Annotated in this window: 22 protein-coding genes; 7 read left to right on the top strand and 15 right to left on the bottom strand. The window is 55.9% G+C overall.

The genetic code is table 11. From position 1 onward, the window contains the following. Positions 1-130: 130 nt before the first annotated feature. Complete coding sequence (gene yjfY, locus LA04_RS13815) at positions 131-406, top strand: DUF1471 family protein YjfY (protein ID WP_047652039.1); 276 nt, start codon at positions 131-133, stop codon at positions 404-406. 140 nt (positions 407-546) lie between these two features. Here the strand turns inward: yjfY and LA04_RS13810 are convergent, their stop codons facing one another. The 6 genes from LA04_RS13810 to ulaA are packed head-to-tail and all read right to left on the bottom strand — an operon-like array spanning position 547 to position 4,954. Then, the gene (locus tag LA04_RS13810; protein WP_047652038.1) at positions 547-1,233 is read right to left on the bottom strand and encodes an L-ribulose-5-phosphate 4-epimerase; all 687 of its coding nucleotides are present in this window, start codon (positions 1,231-1,233) and stop codon (positions 547-549) included. Continuing rightward, entirely contained in the window at positions 1,226-2,086 is an 861-nt protein-coding gene (locus LA04_RS13805; RefSeq protein WP_047652037.1) for an L-ribulose-5-phosphate 3-epimerase, read from the bottom strand. The genes LA04_RS13810 and LA04_RS13805 overlap by 8 nt, the downstream gene beginning before the upstream one ends. Before the next feature lie 9 nt (positions 2,087-2,095). After that, positions 2,096-2,746 (bottom strand): 3-keto-L-gulonate-6-phosphate decarboxylase UlaD, encoded by a 651-nt coding sequence (ulaD, locus tag LA04_RS13800; protein ID WP_047652036.1) that lies wholly within the window; start codon positions 2,744-2,746, stop codon positions 2,096-2,098. A gap of 12 nt (positions 2,747-2,758) precedes the next feature. Then, a complete protein-coding gene (ulaC, locus tag LA04_RS13795; protein ID WP_047652035.1) occupies positions 2,759-3,226 on the bottom strand; it encodes a PTS ascorbate transporter subunit IIA in 468 nt (155 codons plus the stop codon). Positions 3,227-3,235: 9 nt separating this feature from the next. Further along, positions 3,236-3,541, bottom strand: coding sequence for a PTS ascorbate transporter subunit IIB (gene ulaB / locus LA04_RS13790; RefSeq protein WP_003856022.1), 306 nt, complete (start codon positions 3,539-3,541; stop codon positions 3,236-3,238). Positions 3,542-3,553: 12 nt separating this feature from the next. Next, positions 3,554-4,954 (bottom strand): PTS ascorbate transporter subunit IIC, encoded by a 1,401-nt coding sequence (gene ulaA / locus LA04_RS13785; RefSeq protein ID WP_047652033.1) that lies wholly within the window; start codon positions 4,952-4,954, stop codon positions 3,554-3,556. Positions 4,955-5,312: 358 nt separating this feature from the next. Here ulaA and ulaG point away from each other — a divergent pair, with 358 nt between their 5' ends. Beyond that, a complete protein-coding gene (gene ulaG, locus LA04_RS13780) occupies positions 5,313-6,377 on the top strand; it encodes an L-ascorbate 6-phosphate lactonase (RefSeq protein ID WP_047652031.1) in 1,065 nt (354 codons plus the stop codon). 110 nt (positions 6,378-6,487) lie between these two features. Further along, positions 6,488-7,243 (top strand): HTH-type transcriptional regulator UlaR, encoded by a 756-nt coding sequence (ulaR, locus tag LA04_RS13775; RefSeq protein WP_047652030.1) that lies wholly within the window; start codon positions 6,488-6,490, stop codon positions 7,241-7,243. On the opposite strand, the gene yjfP is transcribed toward ulaR, so the two are convergent. Next, on the bottom strand, positions 7,240-7,962 hold the full coding sequence (gene yjfP, locus LA04_RS13770; protein WP_047652028.1) for an esterase: 723 nt from the start codon (positions 7,960-7,962) through the stop codon (positions 7,240-7,242). The two genes, ulaR and yjfP, sit on opposite strands and share 4 nt — an antisense overlap. 137 nt (positions 7,963-8,099) lie before the next feature. Between yjfP and bsmA the strand changes: the two genes are divergently transcribed. From bsmA to LA04_RS13755, 3 genes are all read left to right on the top strand, one after another. Continuing rightward, positions 8,100-8,429 (top strand): biofilm peroxide resistance protein BsmA, encoded by a 330-nt coding sequence (gene bsmA / locus LA04_RS13765; protein ID WP_029740376.1) that lies wholly within the window; start codon positions 8,100-8,102, stop codon positions 8,427-8,429. Positions 8,430-8,565: 136 nt separating this feature from the next. After that, positions 8,566-8,853, top strand: a complete 288-nt coding sequence (gene yjfN, locus LA04_RS13760) for a DUF1471 family protease activator YjfN (RefSeq protein WP_032665074.1) — start codon at positions 8,566-8,568, stop codon at positions 8,851-8,853. Between the two features lie 172 nt (positions 8,854-9,025). Further along, on the top strand, positions 9,026-10,957 hold the full coding sequence (locus LA04_RS13755; protein ID WP_047652026.1) for a methyl-accepting chemotaxis protein: 1,932 nt from the start codon (positions 9,026-9,028) through the stop codon (positions 10,955-10,957). Here LA04_RS13755 and LA04_RS13750 read toward each other — a convergent pair. Beyond that, entirely contained in the window at positions 10,954-12,576 is a 1,623-nt protein-coding gene (locus LA04_RS13750; RefSeq protein ID WP_047652024.1) for an isovaleryl-CoA dehydrogenase, read from the bottom strand. The two genes, LA04_RS13755 and LA04_RS13750, sit on opposite strands and share 4 nt — an antisense overlap. Before the next feature lie 193 nt (positions 12,577-12,769). On the opposite strand from LA04_RS13750, the gene LA04_RS13745 reads away from it, so the two are divergent. Next, complete coding sequence (locus tag LA04_RS13745) at positions 12,770-14,044, top strand: MFS transporter (protein ID WP_047652022.1); 1,275 nt, start codon at positions 12,770-12,772, stop codon at positions 14,042-14,044. 90 nt (positions 14,045-14,134) lie between these two features. On the opposite strand, the gene rlmB is transcribed toward LA04_RS13745, so the two are convergent. The 7 genes from rlmB to hflK form a co-directional block, all read right to left on the bottom strand. Continuing rightward, positions 14,135-14,869: a 23S rRNA (guanosine(2251)-2'-O)-methyltransferase RlmB gene (rlmB, locus tag LA04_RS13740; protein ID WP_047652020.1), complete on the bottom strand. Its 735-nt coding sequence runs from the start codon at positions 14,867-14,869 to the stop codon at positions 14,135-14,137. A 66-nt stretch (positions 14,870-14,935) separates the two neighbouring features. Further along, positions 14,936-17,380, bottom strand: coding sequence for a ribonuclease R (gene rnr / locus LA04_RS13735; RefSeq protein WP_047652019.1), 2,445 nt, complete (start codon positions 17,378-17,380; stop codon positions 14,936-14,938). 38 nt (positions 17,381-17,418) lie between these two features. Beyond that, a complete protein-coding gene (gene nsrR, locus LA04_RS13730; RefSeq protein ID WP_023334253.1) occupies positions 17,419-17,844 on the bottom strand; it encodes a nitric oxide-sensing transcriptional repressor NsrR in 426 nt (141 codons plus the stop codon). A gap of 192 nt (positions 17,845-18,036) precedes the next feature. Then, positions 18,037-19,335, bottom strand: coding sequence for an adenylosuccinate synthase (locus LA04_RS13725; protein WP_024907332.1), 1,299 nt, complete (start codon positions 19,333-19,335; stop codon positions 18,037-18,039). Positions 19,336-19,439: 104 nt separating this feature from the next. Further along, the gene (locus tag LA04_RS13720) at positions 19,440-19,637 is read right to left on the bottom strand and encodes a DUF2065 domain-containing protein (protein ID WP_003855996.1); all 198 of its coding nucleotides are present in this window, start codon (positions 19,635-19,637) and stop codon (positions 19,440-19,442) included. A 71-nt stretch (positions 19,638-19,708) separates the two neighbouring features. Further along, complete coding sequence (gene hflC, locus LA04_RS13715) at positions 19,709-20,713, bottom strand: protease modulator HflC (RefSeq protein WP_023334250.1); 1,005 nt, start codon at positions 20,711-20,713, stop codon at positions 19,709-19,711. Between the two features lie 2 nt (positions 20,714-20,715). Next, complete coding sequence (gene hflK, locus LA04_RS13710; protein WP_045402256.1) at positions 20,716-21,975, bottom strand: FtsH protease activity modulator HflK; 1,260 nt, start codon at positions 21,973-21,975, stop codon at positions 20,716-20,718. Positions 21,976-22,013 lie beyond the last annotated feature (38 nt).

Here is a 22,013-nt window from a genome sequence, read left to right as displayed (position 1 = left end):
TTTTTGAACAACTGCATCAGAAATGGTCACGCATCCCCGCCGGATGAGTGATTACACTTTAATCAGAGGTCATCTGAATTAAAGAAGGAGCATCCCCCCTCTCGCAGCACGTAGTCGTGGAGCGCATATCATGAAAAAAATCGCATTAGCCATGATGGCGGCGCTTTTGCTCAGTGCAAACGCGATGGCAGCCATCAAGATAGACAGCCGACAGGCCAGAAACATGGATGATGTGCAAAGCCTGGGCGTCATTTACATCAATCATAATTTCGCCACGGAAAGTGAAGCCGATCAGGCCCTTAATGAAGAAACCGATGCGCAGGGCGCAACCTATTACCACGTGATGTTAACCCGTGAGCCCGGCAGCAACGGCAATATGCACGCCAGTGCAGATATTTACCGATAACGCTTTAACGCTAGCACCAGGAAAGTCAACAACGAGAACATAGTCATAGTTGACGTTGCCCCCTGCCCGGGGGCTTTTTTTTGTGAATGGCTCCGGAATACCACCGGTTACAACTGTTTTTGGTATTCCGGAGCGCTTATTCACTTCTGCCCGTAATAGGCATTCGGGCCATGCTTCCGCATAAAATGCTTGTTCATCAAGTAATCATCAATGCCCTGAAGCTGTGGATTGATGTCGCGGGCAATCCACGCCATTTTGGCCACCTCTTCCATCACCACGGCATTATGTACCGCGTCGCGAGCATCTTTACCCCAGGCGAACGGACCGTGCTGGTACACCACAATTCCCGGCGTATGCAGCGGTTCACTTTCGCCCATCGTTTCGATGATGACCTTCCCGGTGTTGAGCTCGTACTCGCCTTCCACTTCAGCCTGCGTTAATGCGCGCGTGCAGGGAATGTCGCCAAAGAAGTAGTCCGCATGCGTCGTCCCAAGTGCCGGTATGGGCAGGCCCGCCTGTGCCCAAGCAGTCACGTGCGTGGAGTGGGTATGCACCACGCCACCAAGGGACGGATAACGCCGATACAGCGCCAGATGGGTTGCGGTATCTGATGAAGGCCGCCATTTGCCGTCAACGACACGCCCTTCGAGATCCACCACCACCATATCTTCAGCTTTCATGGTGTCATACTCCACACCGCTCGGCTTGATCACTACCAGACCTTGCTCGCGATCGATAGCGCTCACGTTGCCCCAGGTGAACGTGACCAGACCATAGCGCGGCAGATCCATGTTGGCTTCAAAGACCTGCTGTTTAAGCTTAAGCATGTTCAGCCTCCAGCAACCCTGCCCGCGCCATACGTTCGCACACCCAGTCCCGCGCCTTCGCCACTTCCGCAGCCGGGTCGTCCGACGTCTCGCTCCACATCTCAATCAGGTAAGGCCCGCAATAGCCTGTCTGTTTGAGCGTTTCGAAGCACCGTTCGAAATCCACCACCCCGGTGCCGAACGGTACGTTTTTAAATACGCCAGGACGGGTATCTTTGACGTGCACCGCCACGATATGCCCGATGCCTGCCTGCAGCTCCATCTGTACGTCGTTATCCCATGCCGACAGGTTGCCGATATCGGGATAAAGCTGGAACCACGGGTTATTCAGATAGTGCGCGTAGCCCAGCGCCTTGCTGATGGAGTTCATCAACGGGTAGTCCATGATCTCCATCGCCAGGGTGACCTGCGCGCGGCTTGCCATCTCGACGCTCTCTTTCAGGCCGTCACGGAAGCGACGGCGCGTTTCATCGTTGGCTTCCTGATAGTAAACGTCATAACCCGCCAGCTGGATCACGCGGATACCGACATCCTGCGCAAAGCGAATGGCTTTACGCATGATCTCCAGCCCCTGCGCGCGCGCAGCATCGTCTTCGCTGCCGAGCGGAAAACGGCGGTGGGCGCTCAGGCACATGGACGGCACGCGCACGCCCGTCTCCGCAACGGCGCTCACCAGCGCAAGGCGCTGTTCGCGGCTCCAGTCGAGGCGAGAGAGGCGCTCGTCCGTCTCATCCACGGACATTTCGACAAAATCGAAACCCAGCTGTTTTGCCAGCTGTAGCCGCTCCAGCCAGCACTCCCCCGCAGGGAGTGCCTTTTCATAGATGCCAAGCGGGACCTGTTTTGACAGCATACCCGCTCCTTAGCCCCAAAGCTGAGCGATTGAGCGTTTGAACTGACGCGCCGCTTCCACCGGAGACGCCGCATCGCGAATGCTACGACCGGCAATAAAGACGTGAATCGGGATACCCTGGAACAGCGGCAGATCCTCCAGCGCCAGACCGCCGGTGACGGTGACTTTGAAGCCCATATCCGCCAGACGTTTGATGGCGCTGATATCCGCGTCGCCCCACGCCACGCCTGCAGCCTGCGCATCACGGCTACGGTGATACACCACCTGCTGAATGCCCGCGTCGCGCCACTCCTGGGCCTGCTCCCAGGTCCAGAAGCCGGTCAGCTCAATCTGTACGTCGCCGTTAAACTCTTTCGCTACGTTCAGCGCGCCTTTGGCGGTGTTGATATCCGCACAGCAGATCACGGTGACCCAGTCGGCGTTGGCTTCAAAGCACATGCGGGAAAGGATTTTGCCTGCATCGGCGATCTTGGCATCCGCCAGCACGATTTTATGCGGATAAAGCGCCTTCAGGTCGCGAACGGCACGTACGCCTTCGCCCACGCACAGAATGGTGCCCACTTCAATGATGTCGACTTCTTCCGCAATCAGGCGGGTGGTTTCGTAAGCGTGAGACAGAGTTTGGTTATCCAGCGCAACCTGCAACATTGGTAATGACATGTTCAATTCCTCTTAGACTGCCGCCGCATTGGCGTTATCAATTAAATCCAGCACTTCCTGCTCGGTATGGCAGGCGCGTAGACGGTCGAAATTGGCTTCGTCATCAAACAGATTGACGATCTGCATGATGCCCACCTCCTGGTGGGTGTTGGCATCCACGGCGGCCATGGTGATCAGGATGTCGACCGGGTCGTTATCTTCATGGTTAAACACCAGCGGCGTTTTCAGCGTCACAAGGGCAAAGCCGGTTTTTTTCACGCCCTCTTCAGGGCGGCCGTGCGGCATGGCCAGGCCTGGCGCAATCACAAAGTAAGGGCCGTGCTGCGCCACGCCATCAAGAATGGCCTGGTAGTAACGCGGCTCGACAACGTCAGCCTTAACCAGCAGATCCACGCTCAGCTTCACCGCCTCCTGCCAGGTGCTGGCCTCCGCCTGCAAAAGGATGGAGTTATTTTCTGCCAGCGAATCACGTAGTTTCATGTGGCGTCCTTACTTCACGTCTTGTGGGAAGTGTTCTTTAATCACTTCCAGCAGTTTTGGTCCGAAATCCGCAGGCGACAGCATGTTGCGCACGCCTACCACATATTTATTGCCCGACACGCTAATTTCGCCGGCGATATGGGTAGAGGCGATGATGATGTCCGCGCCGTTCAGTTCACTTTTGTATTCACCCACTGCGCAGCTGTTCACCGTGTGGTCGATGTTTGACTGGGTTAAAAACTGGTCCACTTTCATCTTCATGATCATGGAGCTGCCTTGCCCATTGCCACACACAGCCAGGATACGTACGGTCATAATCGAAACTCCTTAATGAGCAGACACTTCTGCTGTTTGTTTTTCCGCATCTTCTTCAGCTCGCAGCGAACGGCCAGCGAAGAACATATAAGTAAGAGCAATCAGGATGATGACGGCCATAAAGACCAGTCCGATGGAGGCAAAGCCCTGCATCATCGGCGGTGCCAGAATTGACCAGTCCGCCATGCCCATCCAGGCGCTCATACCGGTAAGCTTGACCGCCCACACGCAACCGAAGATTTCAACCATGCCCATTACCAGGCAGATCTTGAGCGCTGCGCGCCAGCCGCCGAAGTGGTTAGCAAACACGCCGATGGTGGCGTTGGAGAAGAACATCGGGATAAAGCCAGGAATAATCAGGATTGAAGAGCCGCAGCCGACCAGAATGCCTACCGCAATCAGCTGGCCGATGGTGCCCCACATAAAGCCCCAGACCACCGCATTTGGCGCAAAGCTATAGATAGCAGCACAGTCAATCGCCAGCACCGCGCCAGGGATCAGGCGTTGGGAGATACCGTTGAAGGCTTCCGACAGTTCGGCGACGAACATACGTACGCCCTGAGTGATGATGAAAATGGCCACCGCGAAGGAGAAGCCGGTCTGCAGGATATAGACCGTCCAGTGGGTTTTACCCGCCATCGCCTGAACGACGTCAATGCCGAAGGAGAGCAAAATGGCGCCGAAGAAGATGGTCATCACAATCGCCGTTGAAACGATGTTGTCGTGGAAGATATTCAGCCATCCCGGAAGCTTGAGGTCTTCAACGCTCTCTTCTTTTTTGCCCAGGTACGGCGCAACTTTATAGGCAATCCAAGAGGCGAACTGCTGCTGGTGACCGATGGAGAAGCCGCAACCGTCAGTCACTTCCTGGGTTGGCTTGTACATCATGTTGGAGGTGATACCCCAGTAGAGCGAAACCAGCACCGCGGTGCAGATAATCGTGGTCCACATTGGGTAGCCGAAGATATAGAAAGAAACCGCAATCAGCCCCGCCTGCTGGAACATGATATGGCCGGTCAGCATGATGGTGCGAATGCCTGTAATGCGGCGCAGCAGAACGTAAATGATATTCAGGGCCAGCGCGAGCAGAACCGCATACCCCACCCAGCTATAGGCATCACCCATGCGTTCAATGGTCGCCATCATGGATGCGTAGGTATCAGAGATAGCGCCGTTAATGCCATACACTTCCGACATTTTGGCGACGACCGGCTTAAAGGTGCTGGTCAGAATGCCTGAACCCGCCTGCAGCAACATAAAACCAATAATGGTTTTGATGGTGCCTTTGATAATCACGCTGACGCTTTTTCGCAGCAGGATATAGCCCAGACACGTCACGATACCCAGCAGCAGCGGGGCGTTGGTCATTACCTGATTAAAGAACACGGTAAAGACGTTGTAGAGGATCTCCATAACTCTCTCCAGAAATGAGAACACGAGGGGCAATCCCTGTGTGGTTGGTGCCATCACTCTAGTAATCACAAATAATCACCACAAGATTGGATTTGATTATTTGTGACGTATCACGCAAATTATTTCCATGGTGTTAGTAATGATTTTCACCATCGTACATGAAAAATAAATTAATCTTTATAATTCATTCGCTTAATAATTAATGCTGAATAGTCCAACAAGTAAAAAGCGGATAATCCGTGAAGTCGAACAGATAAAATTCACCATTTCCACCATTGCAAAACGCGTCAAATGATGCCAGCATCAATCACAACAAATCATATTGTGATTAATATTGATTAAACCAGGAGTCAAAACGATGAGTAAAGTGAACACCATCACCCGTGAATCATGGATTCTGAGCACCTTCCCGGAATGGGGTAGCTGGCTGAATGAAGAGATCGAGCAGGAACAGGTTGCTCCTGGTACATTTGCAATGTGGTGGCTGGGCTGTACCGGTATCTGGCTGAAATCAGAAGGTGGCGCCAATATCTGCGTCGATTTCTGGTGCGGCACCGGTAAACAGAGCCACGGCAACCCGCTGATGAAAAAAGGTCATCAGATGCAGCGCATGGCGGGCGTGGAAAAACTGCAGCCGAACCTGCGTACTACGCCGTTTGTGCTCGATCCGTTTGCCATTCGTCAGATCGACGCCGTCCTCTCTACCCACGATCATAACGATCATATCGACGTGAACGTGGCTGCAGCGGTGATGCAAAACTGCGCGGACGATGTGCCGTTCATTGGGCCGCAGACCTGCGTGGATCTGTGGATCGGTTGGGGCGTGCCGAAAGAGCGCTGCATCGTGATGAAACCGGGCGATGTAGTAAAAATTAAAGACATTGAAATCCACGCGCTGGATGCCTTTGACCGTACAGCATTGATCACCCTGCCTGCCGATCAGAAAGCAGCAGGCGTGCTGCCAGATGGTATGGACGAACGTGCGGTGAACTACCTGTTTAAAACCCCTGGCGGTTCTTTGTACCACAGCGGTGACTCCCACTACTCCAACTACTATGCGAAGCACGGTAACGAGCACCAGATCGACGTGGCGCTGGGCTCCTACGGTGAGAACCCACGCGGCATCACCGACAAAATGACCAGCGCCGATATGCTGCGCATGGCGGAAGCGCTGAACACCAAAGTGGTTATTCCGTTCCACCATGATATCTGGTCAAACTTCCAGGCAGACCCGCAGGAAATCCGCGCGCTGTGGGAAATGAAAAAAGACCGCCTGAAGTATGGCTTCAAGCCGTTCATCTGGCAGGTCGGAGGCAAGTTCACCTGGCCACTGGACAAAGATAATCTGGAATATCACTACCCACGTGGTTTCGATGATTGCTTCACCATTGAGCCTGACCTGCCGTTCAAGTCCTTCCTCTGATTGTGAAGTCAAATCGCCAGACCTTGTGTCTGGCGATGTCATATTTATTTTAGTAATTTCACGCTATTTCAAATATCATCTTTTCAAATCAATTCTTATCGGAATAGCTCATGACGGAAGCGCAACGACATCAAATTTTACTGGAACTCCTGGCGCAAACAGGGTTTATCACCGTTGAGAAAGTGATCGAACGATTAGGCATTTCTCCGGCAACCGCCCGACGGGACATCAACAAGCTGGATGAAAGTGGCAAACTGAAAAAAGTCCGTAACGGTGCGGAAGCCATTAGCCAGCAGCGTCCGCGCTGGACGCCGATGAATATTCATCAGGCGCAGAACCACGATGAAAAAGTGCGGATTGCAAGAGCAGCATCACAGCTGGTCAACCCTGGCGAAAGCGTCGTGATCAACTGCGGCTCCACGGCGTTTTTACTGGGGCGAGAGATGTGTGGCAAACCGGTGCAAATCATCACTAACTATTTGCCGCTGGCCAACTATCTCATTGACCAGGAGCATGAAAGCGTAGTGATCATGGGCGGTCAGTACAATAAGAGCCAGTCCATTACGCTCAGCCCACAGGACAGTGAAAATAGCCTCTACGCCGGACACTGGATGTTCACCAGCGGTAAAGGCCTGACCACGGATGGGCTGTATAAAACCGATATGCTGACCGCCATGGCGGAGCAAAACATGCTTAACGTGGTAGGCAAGCTTGTTGTGCTGGTCGACAGCAGCAAAGTGGGCGAGCGCGCAGGCATGCTGTTCAGCCGTGCCGAGCAAATCGACATGGTGATCACTGGTAAAAATGCCAACCCGGAGATCCTCCAGAAGCTGGAAGATCTGGGGGTGAAAGTCCTGCGCGTCTAAAGATGCTGGCTGAAAAATGCCACTGTAGTGTCCAGCGCCGTTGGCGTAATGCGGTGGCGGACGCCCGGTTCCCACAGACAGGTCAGATTACCGTCCAGCCCTTCATTGATTAACGCCTGCTGCAGACGGAAGGTTCCCTCGGGCGGGACCACATCATCCGCGTCACCGTGCCACAGCAGCAGCGGGCGATCGGCCACGCGCGGCAATGCCCGGGTCACTTCCCACTCTGCCAGCGTCGCGGTCATTTCCGTTAAATCCTGAGGGGGAAAAAGGGTCTTCGCCAGCGATGTAAAGTAGCCCGAGCCCATCAGGCAGGCGACCGACTTCACTTCAGGATGATGCGTCATAATCCCCAGCGCCGTCATACCGCCCATTGATGCCCCGGCTACCGCCAGACGATGGTCGGCCACCAGTCCTGCCTCATAAAGCGCATCGCGCAGCCCGGTAAATTCGGTCAGACTCCCGTGCAGAATCTGCCAGAACTGACCCAGCCGCGCCTGCTCATTACCCGTAAAGCGTGCGCCGTGGTCGGGTGCATCTGGCATCACCACGCGAAAACCCGCCTGCGCCAGCGCTACCGCAAAATAACTGTAAACCAGCTTCGATGAGGTAAACCCATGATAAAAAACTACAACAGGCAGCGGTTTATCACGTTTACCCGCCGGCATCGCGTGTAAAATTTCATGGTCGCCGAGGTGGCGTATTTCAATTTCAATCATTGTCGACCCTGTGCGAATCTATGATTCATAATGTTGAGAACTGGGTTACGCTTTCGCGTCATTTTCATTCGAAATATACGTCCCAGATAACACTTCGGGAACATTCCCCCAAAACTAAATTCACAGACAACTACACTATGGCTATCAGGAAACGAGATATGGTTATGCGCAGGTTTGCTGCTTTATTGCTGGTGTTTCTGCTGAGTGGCTGTAGCGCGCTGCAGGGAACGCCGCAACCCGCTCCACCAGTCGCCGATCATCCACAGGAGATTCGTCGTAATCAGACGGAAGGATTACAACGAATGGGCACCATCTCCGCGCTGGTTCGCGGTTCTCCGGATGACGCAGAATCGGCAATAAAAGCACAGGCCGTCGCCGCCAAAGCAGATTATTACGTCATCATTATGATCGACGAAACCATCATAACGGGACAGTGGTATTCACAGGCCATTTTGTACCGTAAATAATGGTTTTCCTTTGAACGAGATTTACACTGCTTTGCGTCCATAGACATTTTCCTGTCCACAATAAACTCCACGCCCGCATCAATGGAAGGGAGTTTATTAGCGAAGGATTGCCCGGCGGATACCGGATATATGTGAAATGGAGCTGACGATGAAACGAACTCTTGCTTTGACCTCACTGTTGCTCTCAGCAGGCCTGCTGAGCACTACCGCGCAGTCAGCAGAATTCGCCAGTGCTGATTGTGTGACTGGCCTGAATGAAATTGGCCAGATCTCCGTGAATAATATCTCGGGGAGCCCGCAAGACGTTGAACGTGTCGTGGCATTAAAGGCCGATGAGCAGGGTGCTTCATGGTATCGCATCATCCAGATGCAGGAAGATAACCATATCGACCGCTGGCGGGTACAGGCCATTCTCTACGTGTAAACTCCCTCCCGATAAAAGCCACTTATTTTTAGTGGCTTTTCGTTTTTGCAAATTTTTTATCTTATATAAAACCAATAAAGAACAATTAAATAACATTTTGTTACATTAAAACAGTAAACGTAATCCCCGCTCTGCCGTTGAAGAACCATAACTTTTCAATGATGAGCAATTTATGATCAATTTTTTCCACCGTGCGGGCCTGGGGTCGAAACTCTCGCTGCTGACGGGCGTCAGTGTCGCCACGCTGTTTCTGCTATTCACTTTTCTGCTCAGCCAAAAAGCCAGCCAGCAGCTTGAAGCCCTTGCGGTCGAAGACCTGCATAATCAGTCCACCGGCATGGTCGACATGGTGCAGATGTTTAACACCAGCCTGAGTGAAGAAGTGGAGAGCTATACCCGGCTGTTTACCACCTTTTTACCGCAGCCCCTGAATATTGATACTTCCCAACCCCAGACGATTAACGGACTTAGCGTTCCGCTTCTGAAAGGCGGAGACACCGGGCTGCATGAAAATAACACGCTTTCGGACGAGTTCCTGAATCGTACGGGAGCCATTTCGACGCTGTTTGTACGCAGCGGAAACGACTTTGTTCGCGTAGCGACCTCCCTGCGCAAAGAGAATGGCGAGCGGGCGATGGGAACCGTGCTGGATAACGCCAGCCCGGCCTTTGCCGCCGTCAACAAAGGTGAAGTCTACCGCGGCCTGGCGCTGCTGTTTGGCAAACGCTACATCACCCAGTACCAGCCGGTTAAAAACGCCGAAGGACAGGTCATTGCGATCGTCTTTGTCGGGGTGGACATCACCCACTCCTGGAACGTCATGCGCGAGAAAATCCTTAACCGCCGCCTGGGCGAGAGCGGTCACTTCTTTGTGCTGGATCGCAGCAACGGCAAAACGCGCGGGCAATACCTGTTCCATACCAGCGAAGAGGGACAGCTGCCGAAGTGGGACGGCGCGACCCAGCAACAGCTTCTGAGTGACAAACCCGGCACGCTGGAGCGCGTAAGCGACGACGGCCGGACGCTTAAAATGGCGTATACCCCGCTGCCAGGCTGGAACTGGACTATCGTGGGCGAAGTGGATAAATCGGTGCTGCTCTCAAGCGTCAACGCCATGCGCGATCGTTTCCTGCTGGCCGGCGTGGTCTTATCCATCCTTTTTGCTGGCCTGTTCGTGGTCATTATTCGCCGCATGCTGACTCGACCGCTGCGCAATGTGATCCATCTTGCCCGTCAATATGCCGCAGGGGATCTCCGTTCCAGCCTGCCGGTTACGCGTCAGGACGAAGTTGGCCAGCTGATCGATGCGATCAACGGCATCGGCGGCGGCCTGCAAAAAATTGTCCTGCAGGTCCGTGAGGCCGCAGGCGAGATCCATTTGGGCACCAACGCGCTGGCCGCCGACACTGGCGAGATTTCAGAGCAGATCAACAAGCAGGCCAGCAGCGTGGAAGAGACGTCTGCCAGCATGGAGCAGCTGGCCGCCACCGTTCAGCAAAATGCCGCCAACATGGAGCAAACGCAGCAGCTGGTGGGTGAAACCTCGCTCGCGGTCCATCAGGGCGGTGAGACGGTCACCCACGCGGTATCGACCATGGACGATATTCGCGAAGCGTCAAAACGCATCGAAGACATCACGCGAGTGATCGAATCCATCGCTTTCCAGACCAATATTCTGGCGCTGAATGCGGCAGTGGAAGCGGCCCGCGCAGGCGAGCACGGCAAAGGGTTTGCGGTAGTCGCGCAGGAAGTTCGCGCGCTGGCGGGACGCAGCGCTAACGCGGTGAAGGAGATTGAACAGCTGATTGGCGATACGCTCAGAAAAGTGAGTGAGGGACATGCGCTGTCTGAACGGACGCGCCTGGCGATGGATGACATCATCATTCATATCGATAACATCAGCCAGCTGGTCACCGAGATTAACCATGCCTCACGCGAGCAGTCCGCCGGTATCGGCCAGGTGAACCTCGCCATGACCCATATAGGCGAAGCTTCGCATATCAATGCCGATCGCATCTCACGCAGCGAGCAAACCGCTCAAACGCTGCGCGAGAAGGGTTCACACCTGGCTCAGCTGGTGAGCCTGTTCCAGCTAAAAGGCTAGCCAACTCTGCCCGTGGCGCGCAGCAGCAGGTCACTTTGTATCTGCTCGCTCATCAGCGTGCCGCCACGGGTATCCAGCATCATGCGGCACCACGCCTGAGCCACCGGGGGCGACGCGTGCCGCAGCATCTGGCTTCCGGCACCCAGCAAGAAAAGCTGCTGCGCGATCTCCCGCCCCTGCGCCTCCTGCGGTTTACGCAGTTTTTGCTGAAGCTGTCGCCAGCTGCGGTCGAAGTGTCTGTCCTGCCCTTTCACCTGCGCAAACTCGTCGGCAAGCAGATCGTGAATGCCGGGCTGCTTCGCCAGCACGCGCAGCACGTCCAGGCACATGATATTTCCTGACCCTTCCCAGATGCTGTTCACCGGCATCTCTCGGTACAGGCGGGGAAGTTCGCTCTCTTCGCAATAACCGATCCCACCCAGCACCTCCATCGCCTCAGCGACAAACGGGATGCCCGCTTTACAGACGCTAAATTTCGCCGCCGGGGTAAACAGCCGCGCCCAGGCGGCCTCCTGCGGATCCGCGCGTTTATCCCACGCGCGGGCCAGGCGGAACAGCAGCGCCGTGTGCCCCTCCAGCACCAGCGCCATCCGGCTTAGCACTTCGCGCATGAGCGGCTGATCGATAAGATTTTTGCCGAAGGTCTGACGCTGATGGGCATGGTACAGCGCCACCGAGAGCGCCCGACGCATCAGTCCGTGGCTGCCCAGCGCGCAGTCAAAGCGCGTCAGACCGCCCATTTTGAGGATCTGCCGTACCCCTTCGCCCTCTTCACCCAGTAGCCAGGCGGAGGCGTCAAGAAACTCCACCTCGCTGCTGGCGTTGGAGCGGTTTCCGAGCTTGTCCTTGAGGCGCTCCAGCCGGACGGCGTTGCGCTGTCCGTCAGGCAAAAAGCGCGGCACAAAAAAGCAGGACAGCCCGCCCTTCGCCTGGGCCAGCACCAGATGCGCATCGCTTTGCGGGACGGAGAAAAACCATTTGTGCCCCACCAGCCTGTAGCTGCCGTCGCTGCATTTTTCCGCTTTGGTGGTATTGCTGAGCACGTCCGAGCCGCCCTGCTTTTCCGTCATGCCCATGCCGATCAGCAGGCCGCGCTTTTGCGCACCGGGAGCAAGATGAGGATCGTAGCGATCGCTGAGCAGCGGCGTCAGCCAGTCGTGAAATATTTTGGGAAGCGCCTGCTGCAGCAGCGGCGTGGCGGCGAACGTCATGGTGACCGGGCACAGCGTGCCCGCCTCCACCTGCGCATGAAGCACAAAGCGTGCGGCCCGCGCGACAAACGACCCTTTACGCGCCTCCTCTTCCCACGCCAGGTTATGCACGCGGTTGGCGCAAAGCCCCTGCATCAGCAGGTGCCATGCAGGGTGAAAGCGGACGTCATCCAGCCGCTCCCCGGTGGCGTCATAGCGTAACAGCTCGGGCGGGTTGACGTTTGCCAGCCTGCCCAACTCCAGCGACTCTGCGGTGCCTAACTGCTGCCCGATGCTGGCGAGCAGTTCGATATCCCATTCGGCACCCTCACGCGAGACTGCGTCACGCAGGGCGCAGTCCGAGAGAAAAAGGTTGCTGTTAGAAAGTGGGGCAGGTTGATTGAAAACGGTATGAGTCTGCCAGTGCATACTGTCTCCCTCCTTCAGTGGCAATGACGATAAGTATGGACAGACCGCGCTCGCGCTGCATGGGAGGGGAGTCACACGTTCACGATCCCGCTGATATCATTCGTGAAATAGCTCACAGAACATAAGAATAAACTATTTCATGACCTCGCTTTTGTTGAATAATTTATTCTTACCCTTTTCAGTGAGGATCGTTATGCAACCGGATGCGCACAAGCGAGCATTAATTGCAGGCTCCATTGGTAACTTTATCGAGTGGTATGAGTTTGCGGTCTACGGTTTTCTGGCGACCGTCATTGCGAAGAACTTCTTCCAGCTTGAAGGGGAAGCGGGGCTTACCAGCCTGATCCTCACCTACGCCTCATTCGCCATCGCCTTTTTCTTCCGTCCGCTGGGCGCGGTGGTGTTTGGCCGCATCGGCGACCGGATTGGCCGTAAGCCGACGCTCATCATTGTGCTGGTATTGATGACGCTCGCTACCGCCGCCATCGGCGTTGTGCCGGTCTATGCCTGCATCGGGATTGCCGCGCCGCTCATTATTACGCTGCTGCGCATCCTGCAGGGGCTGTTCGCGGGCGGCGAGTACGGCGGTGCGGTCTCGCTGATGACGGAATTCGCCCCGCGCGGCAAGCGTGGGCTCTATGGCGCGTGGCAGTCCTTTACCGTGGCGCTGGGGCTGTTAGCGGGCGCAGGCATCGTGGCGCTACTCTCCGCCCTCCTCACGCCTGAAGCCCTGCATGAGTGGGGCTGGCGTATTCCGTTCTTCCTGGCGCTGCCTATGGGCGTCGTTGCGCTGTGGCTTCGCGTCAGCATGGAGGAGACGCCCAGCTTTGTGCAGCAGCAGGACAAACCGGCTGTCGCTCAGGCGGATACTGCCGCCACGCTCCGGGCCATCGTGATGGGGATTGGCCGCGTGATGGTCTGGTCTGCGGCGGGGTATACCTACCTGGTGATTATGCCGACCTATCTGCAGTCGGCGCTGCACACCGGGTTCAACCAGGCGCTGTTGATAGCGGTGATTTCGAATATTGGTTTTGCGCTGACCATCATTCCGTCGGGGATCCTGAGCGACCGGATCGGGCGCCGCACGGTGATGATTATCGCCGCCGCGCTGCTGCTGATCCTCGCCCTGCCGCTGCTGAAAATCCTGCAGGCGGAGTCGAGTACGCTGGCGGTCAAAGCGATAGTGGTATTAATTGCGGGCGGTCTGGTGGGCATGCTGGCGGGGCCGGGCCCGGCGATGCTCTCTGAGATGTTCCCGACGCGCGTGCGCTATACCGGGCTGGGGCTGGCCTACTCGTTGTCGAACGCGATCTTCTCGGGATGCGCAGGGCTCATTATTACCGGGCTGATTAAGCAGACGGGCAACCTGGATATTCCTGCGTACTACGTGATGGCAACGGCGGTAGTAAGTATTTTCGCGCTGATGACGCTGAGGAAGGACGACCATTTGCGGTCGTTAGAAGAGTGAGGTTGTCACCGTTTGGTGCCCTCACTCCGCCCCTCCCCCAACGGGAGAGGGAGAAAACACAAAAGGCCGTCCTGTGGACGGCCTTGCTGTTTATTCTCCGCGCTGACGCACCGCTTCAAACAGGCAGATGCCCGTCGCAACGGAAACGTTAAGGGACGACACGCTGCCCGCCATCGGGATGCTGATCAGCTCGTCGCAGTGCTCGCGGGTGAGACGACGCATGCCTTCGCCTTCCGCACCCATCACCAGCGCCAGACGGCCGGTCATTTTGCTCTGGTACAGAGTATGATCCGCTTCACCGGCGGTACCGACGATCCAGACGTTCTCTTCCTGCAGCAGACGCATAGTGCGCGCCAAGTTAGTCACGCGGATCAGCGGAACGTTTTCCGCCGCCCCGCAGGCCACTTTCTTCGCCGTCGCGTTCAGCTGCGCGGAGCGATCTTTCGGCACGATCACCGCATGCACGCCCGCCGCATCCGCACTGCGCAGGCACGCGCCGAGGTTGTGCGGATCGGTAACGCCGTCGAGGATCAGGAAGAACGGGTTATCCAGCCCGGCAATCAGATCCGGCAGATCGTTTTCCTGATACTGACGACCCGGCTTCACGCGGGCAATGATCCCCTGGTGAACCGCGCCTTCGCTTTTCTCATCCAGGAACTGGCGGTTCGCCAGCTGGATCACCACGCCCTGCGCTTCCAGCGCGTGGATCAGCGGCATCAGACGCTTATCTTCACGCCCTTTCAGAATAAACACTTCCTGAAAACGCTCCGGTGCGCGCTCGAGAAGGGCCTGCACCGCGTGGATGCCGTAAATCATTTCACTCATTGATGGTTCTCGTAATAAGTATTTCCCCTCCCCCCGCAGGGGGGAGGGTCAGGGTGAGGGGAGAATTTACTCCGCCTGCTTTTTCTTGGCCGCGCGCTTCGCTTTGGTGGCGGCAGCGATTTTCTGCGTTTTCGCGGACGGTTTTTTCGCTGAACGGGCTTCTTTCTTCGCCGCCTTCGGCTTCTGTTTCTTCTCGCCGCGGAACGCGCTGTCTGGCTCGAAGTTTACCTTCTTGCCCGCCTGACGACGTTTACCGCCGCCCGGTTTACCGTTACCGGCTTTTTTCGCCCTTTCACGCTCGGTTTTACCGACGTTACGCGGGGCGCGCTCGCTGGAGATCAGGCTGAAGTCGATTTTACGATCGTCCATATTCACGGCTTCGACCTTCACTTCCACACGGTCGCCCAGACGGTAGGTCTGGCCGCCAGATTCGCCAATCAGGCGCTGGCCGACCTGGTCGAAGCGGTAGTAGTCGTTATCCAGGCTGGAGACGTGCACCAGGCCGTCGATGAACAGCTCGTCCAGACGAACGAAGAAACCAAAGCCGGTCACGCTGGCAATCACGCCTTTGAAGACGTTACCGACCTGATCGAGCATAAAGTCACACTTCAGCCAGTCCGCCACGTCACGCGTGGCTTCATCGGCACGACGTTCGGCCATGGAGCAGTGCTGACCCAGCTGCAGCATCTCTTCCATCGAATAGTGGTAGCCACCGGTTTCTGTGGTGTTCCCTTTATGGCCCTGCTCCTGCGCCAGCAGATACTTGATCGCACGGTGCAGAGAGAGGTCAGGATAACGACGGATCGGCGACGTAAAGTGGGCGTAAGACTGCAGCGCCAGGCCGAAGTGGCCGCGGTTTTCCGGATCGTAAATCGCCTGCTTCATGGAGCGCAGCAGCATCGTCTGCAGCATTTCTGCGTCAGGACGGTCGCTAATGGATTCAAGCAGCTCGGCGTAATCGCGTGGCTCTGGCTTGTTGCCTCCGGGCAGTTCCAGACCCAGTTCAGCCAGCACGGAGCGGAACGACGTAATGGCTTCCGTGGTCGGCTTATCGTGAATACGGAACAGCGCAGGCTCTTTGGCTTTCTCTACGAATCGTGCCGCCGAGATGTTCGCCAGAATCATACACTCTTCGATCAGCTTGTGCGCATCGTTACGCTGGGTCTGCTCGATACGCTCAATACGGCGTTCAGCGTTGAAGATGAATTTCGCTTCTTCGCTCTCAAACGAGATCCCGCCGCGCTCTTCGCGCGCCTGATCCAGCGTTTTGTAGAGGTTATGCAGCTCTTCGATGTGTTTGACCAGCGGCGCGTATTGTTCGCGCAGATCCTGGTCGCCCTGCAGCATATGCCAGACCTTGGTATAGGTTAGACGCGCGTGCGAGCTCATCACCGCTTCGTAGAACTTGTAGCCGGTTAAGCGCCCTTTGGTGGAGATGGTCATCTCGCAAACCATACAGAGGCGGTCAACCTGCGGGTTCAGGGAGCACAGGCCGTTAGACAGCACTTCCGGCAGCATCGGCACGACCTGGGACGGGAAGTAGACCGACGTACCGCGGCTGCGGGCTTCGTTATCCAGCGGGGTGTGCGGACGAACATAGTAGCTTACGTCTGCAATAGCGACCCACAGGCGCCAGCCGCCGCCGCGTTTTTTCTCGCAATAGACGGCGTCATCAAAGTCGCGGGCGTCTTCGCCATCAATAGTGACCAGCGGCAGGGAGCGCAGATCCACGCGGCCCACTTTGGACTCTTCCGGCACTTCTTCGCGCAGGCTTTCGATCTGCTCTTCAACCGCTTTCGGCCAGATGTACGGAATTTCATGGGTACGCAGCGCCATATCAACGGCCATGGTAGTGCCCATGTTGTCGCCAAGTACTTCGACGATTTTACCTACCGCTTTAGTGCGACGGGTTGGGCGCTGGGTGAGTTCCACCACCACCACAAAGCCCATGCGGGCGCCCATCACCTCTTCAGGTGGGATCAGAATGTCGAAGCTCAGACGGCTGTCGTCCGGCACCACGAAGCCCACGCCCGCGTCGGTAAAGTAGCGGCCGACGATCTGGCTGGTTTTTGGCACCAGAACGCGTACCACGCGCGCTTCGCGGCGACCTTTACGGTCAGCGCCCAGCGGCTGGGCCAGGATCTGGTCGCCGTGAATGCACATTTTCATCTGTTCAGATGAGAGATACAGATCGTCCTTACGGCCTTCCACGCGCAGGAAGCCGAAGCCATCGCGGTGACCAATGACGGTCCCTTTCAGCAGATCGAGGCGTTCTGGCAGCGCGTAGCACTGGCGGCGGGTAAAGACCAGCTGCCCGTCACGCTCCATCGCGCGCAGGCGACGGCGAAGGGCTTCAATTTGCTCTTCACCTTCAATGTTTAATTCAACGGCAAGTTCTTCACGATTGGCGGGTTTTTCGCGTTTTGTTAAGTGTTCAATGATGAACTCGCGGCTGGGAATAGGATTCGCGTATTTTTCGGCTTCGCGTTCCTGGAAAGGATCATGTGACATGTCGGTTCCTCCGTTGTCAGCTCCGGTGGAAATTTTCTTCATTCCACCAGCAATAATTTATAAAGCGGTTGATTCTCTTCAACCAAATCGGCCAGCGTGTAGTTATCCAGTTCCATGAGAAAACTTTGCACGGCCTTTGAAAGCGCCTTTTTCAGGCGGCAAGCGGGCGTGATGTGGCAGAACTCGCTGCTGCAGTTCACCAGAGACAGCGGCTCCAGTTCACGTACCACATCGCCAACACGAATACTCTGTGCCGGTTTACCGAGACGGATCCCACCATTCTTCCCTCGGACGGCAGCAACGTATCCGGCACGACTAAGTTGATTGATTATTTTGACCATATGATTACGGGATACGCCGTAGACCTCTGTCACTTCAGAGATACTGGTCATCTTCCCCTCGGGTAACGACGCCATGTAAATCAGCGCACGTAAGCCGTAATCGGTGAAACTTGTTAACTGCACATCAACCTCAGGAAAAAGGGAAAACGCGGTTAAACCGCAGAGATATTCATTAATGATGATAAACCAGCCAGATAGTGAGCGGCTAATTTATTTGACAGACGGGGCGAAAAAGCGGAGATCCAGGAGCGGTCGCCGGATGGCGCTACGCTTATCCGGCCTGCGGGTCTCCCCGCAGGCCAGCAGTCACGAAGATTATGCGTCGAACGGGTCGCGCAGGATCATCGTTTCAGTACGATCCGGGCCGGTAGAAATAATATCGATCGGCACTTCGGTCAGTTCTTCAATGCGCTTGATGTAATCCAGCGCCGCCTGCGGCAGGCCGCTACGCTCTTTCACACCGAAAGTGGTCTCAGACCAGCCCGGCATGGTTTCGTAGATTGGCTCAATGCCTTCCCAGTCGTCAGCAGCCAGCGGAGTGGTGGTCACTTCGCGGCCATCTGGCATACGGTAGCCTACGCAGATTTTCACTTCTTTCAGGCCGTCCAGTACGTCCAGCTTGGTCAGGCAGAAGCCAGACAGGGAGTTGATCTGCACTGCACGACGCACTGCAACCGCATCCAGCCAGCCGGTACGACGACGACGACCGGTGGTCGCGCCAAACTCGTTACCCTGCTTGCACAGGAACTCGCCGGTTTCATCAAACAGTTCGGTCGGGAATGGACCCGCACCCACGCGAGTGGAGTACGCTTTGATGATGCCCAGCACGTAATCCACATAACGTGGACCCAGGCCAGAGCCGGTCGCCACGCCACCTGCAGTGGTGTTAGAGGACGTTACGTACGGATAGGTACCGTGGTCGATGTCCAGCAGCGTACCCTGCGCACCTTCGAACATGACGAAATCGCCACGCTTGCGCGCCTGGTCCAGCAGATCGGACACATCAACAACCATACCGGTCAGAATGTCAGCGATTGCCATGACGTCATCCAGCACTTTCTGGTAGTCAACGGCGTCAGCTTTGTAGAAGTTCACCAGCTGGAAGTTGTGATATTCCATCACTTCTTTCAGTTTTTCAGCGAAGGTTGCTTTGTCGAAGAGGTCGCCCACGCGCAGACCGCGACGTGCAACTTTATCTTCGTAAGCCGGGCCGATACCACGACCGGTGGTGCCGATCGCTTTCGCGCCACGCGCTTTCTCACGCGCGACGTCCAGCGCCACGTGATAATCCAGGATCAGCGGGCAGGCTTCAGAGAGCAGCAGACGCTCACGAACAGGGATACCACGGTCTTCCAGACCTTTCATCTCTTTCATCAGCGCAGCAGGAGACAGCACAACGCCGTTACCGATGATGCTGGTGACGTTATCACGAAGAATGCCTGATGGAATAAGATGGAGGACGGTTTTTTCACCGTTGATTACGAGAGTATGGCCTGCGTTGTGACCGCCCTGGTAGCGTACAACATATTTAGCCCGTTCAGTCAGAAGATCAACAATCTTCCCTTTACCTTCGTCACCCCATTGGGTGCCCAGTACGACGACGTTGTTACCCATTTTTTTCAAAATCACCGTTTGCTTAAAAATGGATTCTACCATCGCTTTTTCAGATATACAGCACTTTTTGACCTCAAAATACGCCGATTGCGCCTACTTTTTGATCAGCCAATCGTTTTCCTCAACATGTAGTAGATCACGATGCCCGCAACCACAAGACCGCCGCCAAAACGACGCAAAATATTATCCGGCAGCTGGCTCATCGTGGCGATCATTCGACGCCAGGCGCGCGGATAAAGCATCGGTCCAAGACCTTCCAGCACCAGGACCAGAGCCAGTGCGAGCCAGATCGTTGAATTCATTTTTATTCCTTATAAAAGAAAACCACCGCTCCGTTTGGAGCGGTGGTTTGAATACTCAAACGGGCCTGAGTTTATCGCGTTGCGTTAGTCGGCGTCTTCATATAACGGAAGAAATCGCTGTCCGGGCTGAGCACCATCACATCCTGGTTGCTCTGGAAGCTATTCTCGTAAGCGCGCAGGCTACGGATAAAGGCGTAGAAGTCAGGATCCTGGCTGAAGGCATCCGCGAACAGCTTCGCCGCTTCGGCATCGCCTTCACCGCGCAGGATACGGCCCTGGCGCTCAGATTCCGCCAGCGTCTTGGTGACTTCATAGTCCGCTGCGGCACGCAGCTTCTCAGCCTCTTCCTGGCCCTGTGAACGGTGACGACGGGCTACCGCTTCACGCTCGGCGCGCATACGGTTGTAAATCGCCTCGGACACTTCCACCGGCAGGTTGATCTGCTTAATACGCACGTCAACGACTTCGATACCCAGCGCAGCCATACTGTTCGGGTTGATCACCGGCACTTTACCGTTGGTCTCCGCCTGAACGCGTTCAGCCGCTTTGGCAATCGCATCATCTGCTGCTGGCGTTGAAACTTCATCTTCCGTGCCCGCTGTACCGGAGTTCAGCGCATCGCGTACTTCCAGGGTCAGACGACCACGGGAGTCGGTCACGATGTCTTTCACATCAAGACGACCAATCTCGGAACGCAGGCGGTCAGAGAACTTACGTTTCAGCAGCACTTCGGCCTGAGAAACGTCGCCGCCGCCCGTTGCCAGGAAGTAACGGCTGAAATCGCTGATGCGCCATTTGATGTAGGAATCAACGATCAGGTCTTTCTTCTCTTTGGTCACGAAACGGTCGGCCTGGTTATCCATGGTCTGGATACGCGCATCAAGCGTTTTCACGGACTGAATGAAAGGCACCTTGAAGTGCAGACCCGGTTCGTAAATCACCGGGCGTTTGTCGCCATCACGCACGACGCTGCTGAACTGGAACTTGATCCCACGCTCGCCTTCTTTCACCACAAAGATCGAGGTATAAAGCGCGACCAGTACGATGACGATGATCGCAATAACTGACTTACGCATCCTTATTCCCCCTGACGCTGGTAGTCGTTACGCTGCGCGTTAGCACGGCGTTGGTCCATAATGTCACCATCGTTCGAAGAAGGCGTTGTGTTCGTGCTGGCGCTGCCCGTCGAGGCTGGCGGCAGACGCAGCAAGTTGTTCGCGCCGCTGGTGTCGCCTTTCGCTGCTGGTGCAGAACCGCCTTTCAGCATCTGATCCAGCGGCAGAACCATCAGGTTTCCGCCTTTATTGTCGTTAACCAACACTTTACGGGTGTGGCTCAGCACTTTTTCCATGGTCTCGATATAGAGACGCTCACGGGTAATTTCCGGTGCCGCTTTATATTCCGGCAGGATCTTCGCGAAGCGAGCCACTTCACCCTGTGCTTCCAGGATGGTCTGGGTCTTATACGCGCGCGCTTCTTCCAGAATACGCTGCGCCTGACCGTTAGCGCGTGGCTGAACTTCGTTGGTGTACGCTTCTGCTTCACGGATGTACTGCTGTTCGTTTTCACGGGCAGCAATCGCATCGTCAAATGCGGCTTTCACCTCTTCCGGCGGACGCGCAGCCTGGAAGTTGACGTCCAGCAGGGTAATACCCATGTTGTACGGACGAATGGTCTCTTCCAGCTCGCGCTGGGTATCGCTACGAATAACGGTACGACCTTCGGTCAGAATACGGTCCATGGTGTATTTACCGATCACACCGCGCAGGGCGCTATCGGTCGCCTGACGCAGGCTGTCATCGGCGCTGGTCACGCTAAACAGATAACGCTCAGGATCGGTCACGCGATACTGCACGTTCATCTCAACGCGCACCACGTTTTCGTCAGAGGTCAGCATCACGCCAGAGGCGGCCAGTTCACGGACAGATTCCACGTTAACCGCGGTCACGTCATCAATGAAGGTCGGCTTCCAGTTCAGACCCGGCTCAACCAGATGGCTGAACTTACCGAAACGGGTGACTACGCCGCGTTCTGCTTCTTTAATGGTGTAGAACCCGCTGGCTGCCCAGATGATGACTACCGCAGCGGCCACGATGCCCACTACGCGGCCACCCATTGGCGGGCGCGAGCTCTGAGTGGAATTGCCACCCGAGCCAGAACCTTTTCCTCCGCCAAGGCCACCAAGCTTCTTGCTCAGTTTGCGGAAGATATCATCCAGATCCGGCGGCCCCTGCTCGCGACCACCTTTATTGCCATTTCCCTCAGAGTTGCCGCCAGGTTTGCTGCTTCCCCACGGGTCGCGGTCTTGTCCGTTATTACCGGGCTGATTCCACGCCATGTATATGCTCCATATTTGTTATGCAAGGGCGAATTATT

Source organism: Enterobacter sp. UCD-UG_FMILLET (assembly GCF_000762975.1).
Lineage (GTDB): Bacteria > Pseudomonadota > Gammaproteobacteria > Enterobacterales > Enterobacteriaceae > Enterobacter > Enterobacter dykesii.
This window is presented reverse-complemented; position numbering and strand designations above follow the sequence as displayed.

Coding starts and splice junctions, on each gene's coding strand:
- yjfN (WP_032665074.1), top strand. CDS start 8,566: ATGGAGCTGACGATGAAACGAACTCTTGCTTTGACCTCACTGTTGCTC.
- hflC (WP_023334250.1), bottom strand. CDS start 20,713: ATGCGTAAGTCAGTTATTGCGATCATCGTCATCGTACTGGTCGCGCTT.
- LA04_RS13750 (WP_047652024.1), bottom strand. CDS start 12,576: ATGCACTGGCAGACTCATACCGTTTTCAATCAACCTGCCCCACTTTCT.
- ulaA (WP_047652033.1), bottom strand. CDS start 4,954: ATGGAGATCCTCTACAACGTCTTTACCGTGTTCTTTAATCAGGTAATG.
- hflK (WP_045402256.1), bottom strand. CDS start 21,975: ATGGCGTGGAATCAGCCCGGTAATAACGGACAAGACCGCGACCCGTGG.
- LA04_RS13725 (WP_024907332.1), bottom strand. CDS start 19,335: ATGGGTAACAACGTCGTCGTACTGGGCACCCAATGGGGTGACGAAGGT.
- ulaG (WP_047652031.1), top strand. CDS start 5,313: ATGAGTAAAGTGAACACCATCACCCGTGAATCATGGATTCTGAGCACC.
- LA04_RS13745 (WP_047652022.1), top strand. CDS start 12,770: ATGCAACCGGATGCGCACAAGCGAGCATTAATTGCAGGCTCCATTGGT.
- LA04_RS13805 (WP_047652037.1), bottom strand. CDS start 2,086: ATGCTGTCAAAACAGGTCCCGCTTGGCATCTATGAAAAGGCACTCCCT.
- LA04_RS13755 (WP_047652026.1), top strand. CDS start 9,026: ATGATCAATTTTTTCCACCGTGCGGGCCTGGGGTCGAAACTCTCGCTG.
- ulaB (WP_003856022.1), bottom strand. CDS start 3,541: ATGACCGTACGTATCCTGGCTGTGTGTGGCAATGGGCAAGGCAGCTCC.
- bsmA (WP_029740376.1), top strand. CDS start 8,100: ATGGCTATCAGGAAACGAGATATGGTTATGCGCAGGTTTGCTGCTTTA.
- rnr (WP_047652019.1), bottom strand. CDS start 17,380: ATGTCACATGATCCTTTCCAGGAACGCGAAGCCGAAAAATACGCGAAT.
- LA04_RS13720 (WP_003855996.1), bottom strand. CDS start 19,637: ATGAATTCAACGATCTGGCTCGCACTGGCTCTGGTCCTGGTGCTGGAA.
- LA04_RS13810 (WP_047652038.1), bottom strand. CDS start 1,233: ATGCTTAAGCTTAAACAGCAGGTCTTTGAAGCCAACATGGATCTGCCG.
- rlmB (WP_047652020.1), bottom strand. CDS start 14,869: ATGAGTGAAATGATTTACGGCATCCACGCGGTGCAGGCCCTTCTCGAG.
- ulaR (WP_047652030.1), top strand. CDS start 6,488: ATGACGGAAGCGCAACGACATCAAATTTTACTGGAACTCCTGGCGCAA.
- yjfY (WP_047652039.1), top strand. CDS start 131: ATGAAAAAAATCGCATTAGCCATGATGGCGGCGCTTTTGCTCAGTGCA.
- ulaD (WP_047652036.1), bottom strand. CDS start 2,746: ATGTCATTACCAATGTTGCAGGTTGCGCTGGATAACCAAACTCTGTCT.
- ulaC (WP_047652035.1), bottom strand. CDS start 3,226: ATGAAACTACGTGATTCGCTGGCAGAAAATAACTCCATCCTTTTGCAG.
- yjfP (WP_047652028.1), bottom strand. CDS start 7,962: ATGATTGAAATTGAAATACGCCACCTCGGCGACCATGAAATTTTACAC.